We start from the raw sequence: 4,220 nt of genomic DNA on the forward strand, positions 1-4,220 counted from the left end.
GCAGCTGTGCGGTGGGGACACCGTCGCGCGGAACGATGAGGATCGAATCGAGCCTGCCCACCTTGGCCGTGAGCCGTTGCGCCAGATTCAGATAGGCGAACACGAAGCCGCCGCCGTTGAGCGCGTCACCGCCGGCGACGTCGAGCACGGTGACGGGTATCCCGTTGATGGTGGTCTTCTGGTCCTTGACCAGTCCGGTGCCCGGGCCGGCGATCACCCCGGAGGCCAACTGCTCCGTGCTGAAGCGGCTCTGCGTTTCTTCTTTCTGGTTTTCGTTCTGGTCCATGGCTTTTCGAAGGTCACCCGACAGCGATGACACCCGAAAATCCGAACCGAGCAGCGGCACAGTCTTATCCGGCTTCTCCAGATCGGTTTCGGTTGTCCCCGAACCGATTCTGGCGGTACCTCGAATCATCGGCACGACGGCCTTGGCCCCGGGCACCTCACCGCGGATCTGTCCGGCGATCGCGGCGTCGAGACCGGCGTCGCCGATCGCGGTGACCTCCAGCTTCGCCGCCCCGCTGATCGCCGAATTGAATTGCCGCACAGACTCGGTCATCGAGCCATAGGTGCCGAGCACCGCGATCAGCAGCGCCGAGGACACCACGACCACCGACAGCGAGGTCAGCACCCGCAGCCGGTGGGTGCGCAGTTCACGCAGGTTGATCAGGCGGATCCGGGTCAGACCCGCGAGCAGAGACGAGATCATGGGTCAGGCGACCCGGCCGTCGCGCACGGTGATGGTGGTGTCGGCGAACGCCGCCGCCCCCGCGTCGTGGGTGACCATCACCACCAGCCGGCCCGCAGCCCTGTCGGGGTCGTGCGCCACCTCGCCGAGCAGTTCGAGCACCGACTGCCCGGTCTTGGAGTCGAGGTTGCCGGTCGGTTCGTCGGCCAGCAGGATCGCCGGGTCCATGATGAGCGAACGCGCGATCGCCACCCGCTGCATCTGGCCCCCGGACAGCTCACTCGGCCGGTGATCGATCCGTGCGCCGAGGCCCACCCGTTCGAGCAGTTCGACGGCCCGCGGCTTCGCCTTGCGCAGCGACTGACTGTCGAGCAGCCGGGGCAGGGCCACGTTCTCCCACGCCGACATCGTCGGCACCAGATTGAAGAACTGGAAGATGAACCCGACCCGAGTCCGCCGGAACGACGAAGCCGCCGCGTCGTCGAGCGAACCGAGATCCACCCCGTCGACGGTGATGGTCCCGGACGTAGGGGTGTCGAGCGCACCGAGCACATGCAGCAGCGTCGACTTCCCCGCACCCGACGGCCCAACCACCGACGCGAACTGCCCGCCGCCCAGGGTCAGGTCGAGTCCGTCGAGCGCCCGCACCGTCTGATCACCCATCCGGTACTCACGCACCAGATTCCGCGCCTGAACCAGCGGAACGCCGGACCTTGCCGCGTCGGGCCCGGTTTGTGCCGATTCACTCATGCTGCGGATCGTAACCCAGCGCCCTTAGGCACACCTTAGGCGCGTGTGCCGCGCCGGCCACGGAAACAGCGATCCCGCCAAGGAGCCTCAGGTACCACGGTGGCACCAATCTAGCCGTACCGGCAGTTCCACTATCCCGGTCGAGGCTCCCCGGAGGGTGGCCAGGTCGTTCACGACGACGCGGGGGCGTCGATCGGCGTACGTCGATCTCGGGCCGCTCGCTTTCGGGCGATCAAGTGTGGCCGACGCGTCGATGGCTGCCGCCAGAATCCGTTCCGAGGCCGCGATGGCGTCATCGGCATCAGAACTGGCGAGATCCAATGCCGCGACCAACGCGGCGGCGCAGTGGGGGTCGGGGGGATTTCGGGGTACTGCGGACAGATCCTCCACCTCCCACAGAACCACATCGGGCAGCAGGTGATCCGGTTGGATCTGCAGGCGGTACTCGTCCACTACACGGGCAAGGTCGTCGTGCCCGATGTAGGCGACGAGGGGCCGTCGAGGGGCGACACCCCGTACTGCGCGGTCACCGGACAGTACAAGCCGAACGTCTACCTGCATGCGGAGAACGACGCCGAGTCCACCGGCCAGCCGAACCGGTGTCCCCCGCCCGGTCATCCACGATGTCAGGGTGCGTCGAGGGACCGGGCGGTCGGCGAGACTGCGTACCCTGCGGCGAAGTCTCGCAGGGACAACCTCTTTCGATGAGGAGCCGGACATCAATCGCAGCACCATCCAGGCCGACGCCATGCAGCGGTTCCAAGGCACTCGGCGTCAGTTACGGCGGGCCGCGCAGCGACACAGATCATGCTTGACCGACTACCCCGGGAAGACCTGTGCTCCGATGACACACGGAACTTCCACTGGCAAACGTCAGGGGCGGGGCATCGACCAGCGGCCGATGGCGAAGAACTCATCGAGGACGTTGTGGGGGCCAGTCAGGTCCAGGCCCTGGGCGGCGACCCAGGCGTCGTCGAAGTAGGTGTGGGTGTAGCGGTCGCCCGGGTCGCACAGGAGGGTGACGACGCTGCCGGGGCGGCGCTCGGCGACCATCTCGGCGACCAGTTTCAGCGCGCCCCACATGTTGGTGCCCGTCGACCCGCCGACCAGCCTGCCGAGGCGGTCTGACACCAGGCGGGCCGTCGCCACGGACGCGGCGTCGGGCACCCGGATCATCCGGTCGATGACCTGCGAGACGAACGACGGCTCGACGCGTGGCCGGCCGATGCCCTCGATGCGCGATCCGGCGTCGGAGATGAGCGTGCCGTCGCCGGCTTCGTAGGCCGGGGTGAACACCGAGTTCTCCGGGTCCACCACGCACAGCCAGGTGGGGTGCCGACGGTAGCGCAGGTAGCGGCCGAGCGTGGCCGACGTGCCGCCGGTTCCGGCGCCGACGACGATCCACGTCGGCACCGGATGCTGTTCGCATTCGAGTTGCGCGAAGATCGACTCGGCGATGTTGTTGTTGCCGCGCCAGTCGGTGGCCCGTTCGGCCATCGTGAACTGGTCGATGAAGTGGCCGCCCAGCTCGTCGGCGAGCCGGTGCGCCGCGTCGTACACCTGGCCCGGTTTGTCGACGAAGTGGCAGCGGCCGCCCTGGCGTTCGATGAGGGCGGTCTTGGTCGGCGAGGTGCCCTTGGTCATCACCGCCACGAACGGCACCCCGATCAGCTTGGCGAAATACGCCTCACTTACAGCAGTGGACCCGGACGACGCCTCGATAACGGTCGTGTTCTCGGTGACCCAGCCGTTGCAGATCGCGTACAGGAACAGCGACCGCGCGAGCCGGTGCTTGAGAGATCCCGTCGGATGGGTGCTCTCGTCCTTCAGGTACAGCTCGACCCCGGTCTCAGTGCCGTCGGTGGCCGTCCAGCGCGACCACGTCGGCAACTCCACCCGCAGCAGGTGGGTGTCGGCGCTGCGCCGGGCATCGGCCTCGATGAGCCTGACGGCGTTGCGCTGCCAGGTGGTGTCGCCGCGATGGTCGATGTCGAGGGCCGACGCGGCCCACTCCGGCGTCACTGTTGGGCTCACTTGCCCCGCAGCCGGGCCTGGAGGTCGTCGTGCTTGCGTTGACGTTCGGCGTCGACCGCGGCGATGTTGTCGTTGACGTCGGTCCGCAGGCCCTTGAACAGGAACATGCCCAGCGGCAGGGCGATGAGGACACCGAAGGCCAGCGCCGCGATGAACGGGACGGTCACACTGAACAGCTTGGGGATGAACAGGATGAGCAGGGTGAACACTGCGACGAGCGCGAGCCTGGCCACCGCGTACAGGACAACCGCACGGATCAGCGCACCCGTGGACGCTCCCGCCGGTTCCCCGCCCGTCAATTCACTGCCCCCGTTTTGCTGCTGACTGTCGTTTGGCACGGCGTTCAGGGTACGCCAGTCCATTTTGCCGTTTCTTTACCATTAGCTGACTGTTCGAGTACCCGGGCGATTTGCGTGTATTCATGAAGCGCACAGTTCATTTGTCCGGGACCGGCCGATTCAAAGGCGAGGTCACGGCGGGCGGACTGCCACCCCAGCCGCTTCGGTTCCGCGCCACCGGTGCGGACCGATCACCCAGTCGGGAGGACCCCCGTGACCACACTCGAAACCGCGCCCAGCGACTTCATCACCCCCGGCGTCGCGGCGCAGCACACCCTGACCCCCGGTCAGGTAGCCGCAATGTTCAACGTCAACCCCAAGACCGTCGCCCGCTGGGCCAGCTCCGGGGTTCTCAGCTCCATCCGCACCCCCGGCGGCCACCGCCGCTTCCGCGAGGCCGACGTCGTCGC

At 67.4% G+C, this 4,220-nt stretch carries 5 protein-coding genes and 1 pseudogene; 1 reads left to right on the plus strand and 5 read right to left on the minus strand.

What is annotated here, in order from left to right; translation table 11 throughout:
• The 5 genes and pseudogenes from KDB67_RS04990 to KDB67_RS05010 all read right to left on the minus strand — a co-directional run.
• Positions 1-709 (minus strand): annotated as a pseudogene (locus KDB67_RS04990) (ABC transporter permease); the annotation flags it as partial.
• A 3-nt stretch (positions 710-712) separates the two neighbouring features.
• Positions 713-1,438: an ABC transporter ATP-binding protein gene (locus KDB67_RS04995; protein WP_291013139.1), complete on the minus strand. Its 726-nt coding sequence runs from the start codon at positions 1,436-1,438 to the stop codon at positions 713-715.
• A gap of 87 nt (positions 1,439-1,525) precedes the next feature.
• Positions 1,526-1,999 carry a hypothetical protein gene (locus KDB67_RS05000; protein WP_291013140.1) on the minus strand — a complete coding sequence of 158 codons (474 nt, stop codon included), beginning with the start codon at positions 1,997-1,999 and terminating at the stop codon, positions 1,526-1,528.
• 312 nt (positions 2,000-2,311) lie between these two features.
• Positions 2,312-3,460: a PLP-dependent cysteine synthase family protein gene (locus KDB67_RS05005; protein ID WP_291013144.1), complete on the minus strand. Its 1,149-nt coding sequence runs from the start codon at positions 3,458-3,460 to the stop codon at positions 2,312-2,314.
• An 8-nt stretch (positions 3,461-3,468) separates the two neighbouring features.
• On the minus strand, positions 3,469-3,810 hold the full coding sequence (locus KDB67_RS05010) for a DUF4229 domain-containing protein (RefSeq protein WP_291013146.1): 342 nt from the start codon (positions 3,808-3,810) through the stop codon (positions 3,469-3,471).
• A gap of 213 nt (positions 3,811-4,023) precedes the next feature.
• On the opposite strand from KDB67_RS05010, the gene KDB67_RS05015 reads away from it, so the two are divergent.
• Positions 4,024-4,220, plus strand: a 197-nt coding sequence (locus KDB67_RS05015; protein ID WP_291013149.1) for a BldC family transcriptional regulator, incomplete at its 3' end; no start/stop codon positions are given.

This window comes from Gordonia sp. (in: high G+C Gram-positive bacteria) (genome assembly GCF_020438995.1).
Classification (GTDB): Bacteria; Actinomycetota; Actinomycetes; order Mycobacteriales; family Mycobacteriaceae; genus Gordonia.

Bases quoted from the DNA above. Each gene is read 5' to 3' on its own strand.
- KDB67_RS04995 (WP_291013139.1), bottom strand. From the start codon at position 1,438: ATGAGTGAATCGGCACAAACCGGGCCCGACGCGGCAAGGTCCGGCGTT.
- KDB67_RS05000 (WP_291013140.1), bottom strand. From the start codon at position 1,999: ATGCAGGTAGACGTTCGGCTTGTACTGTCCGGTGACCGCGCAGTACGG.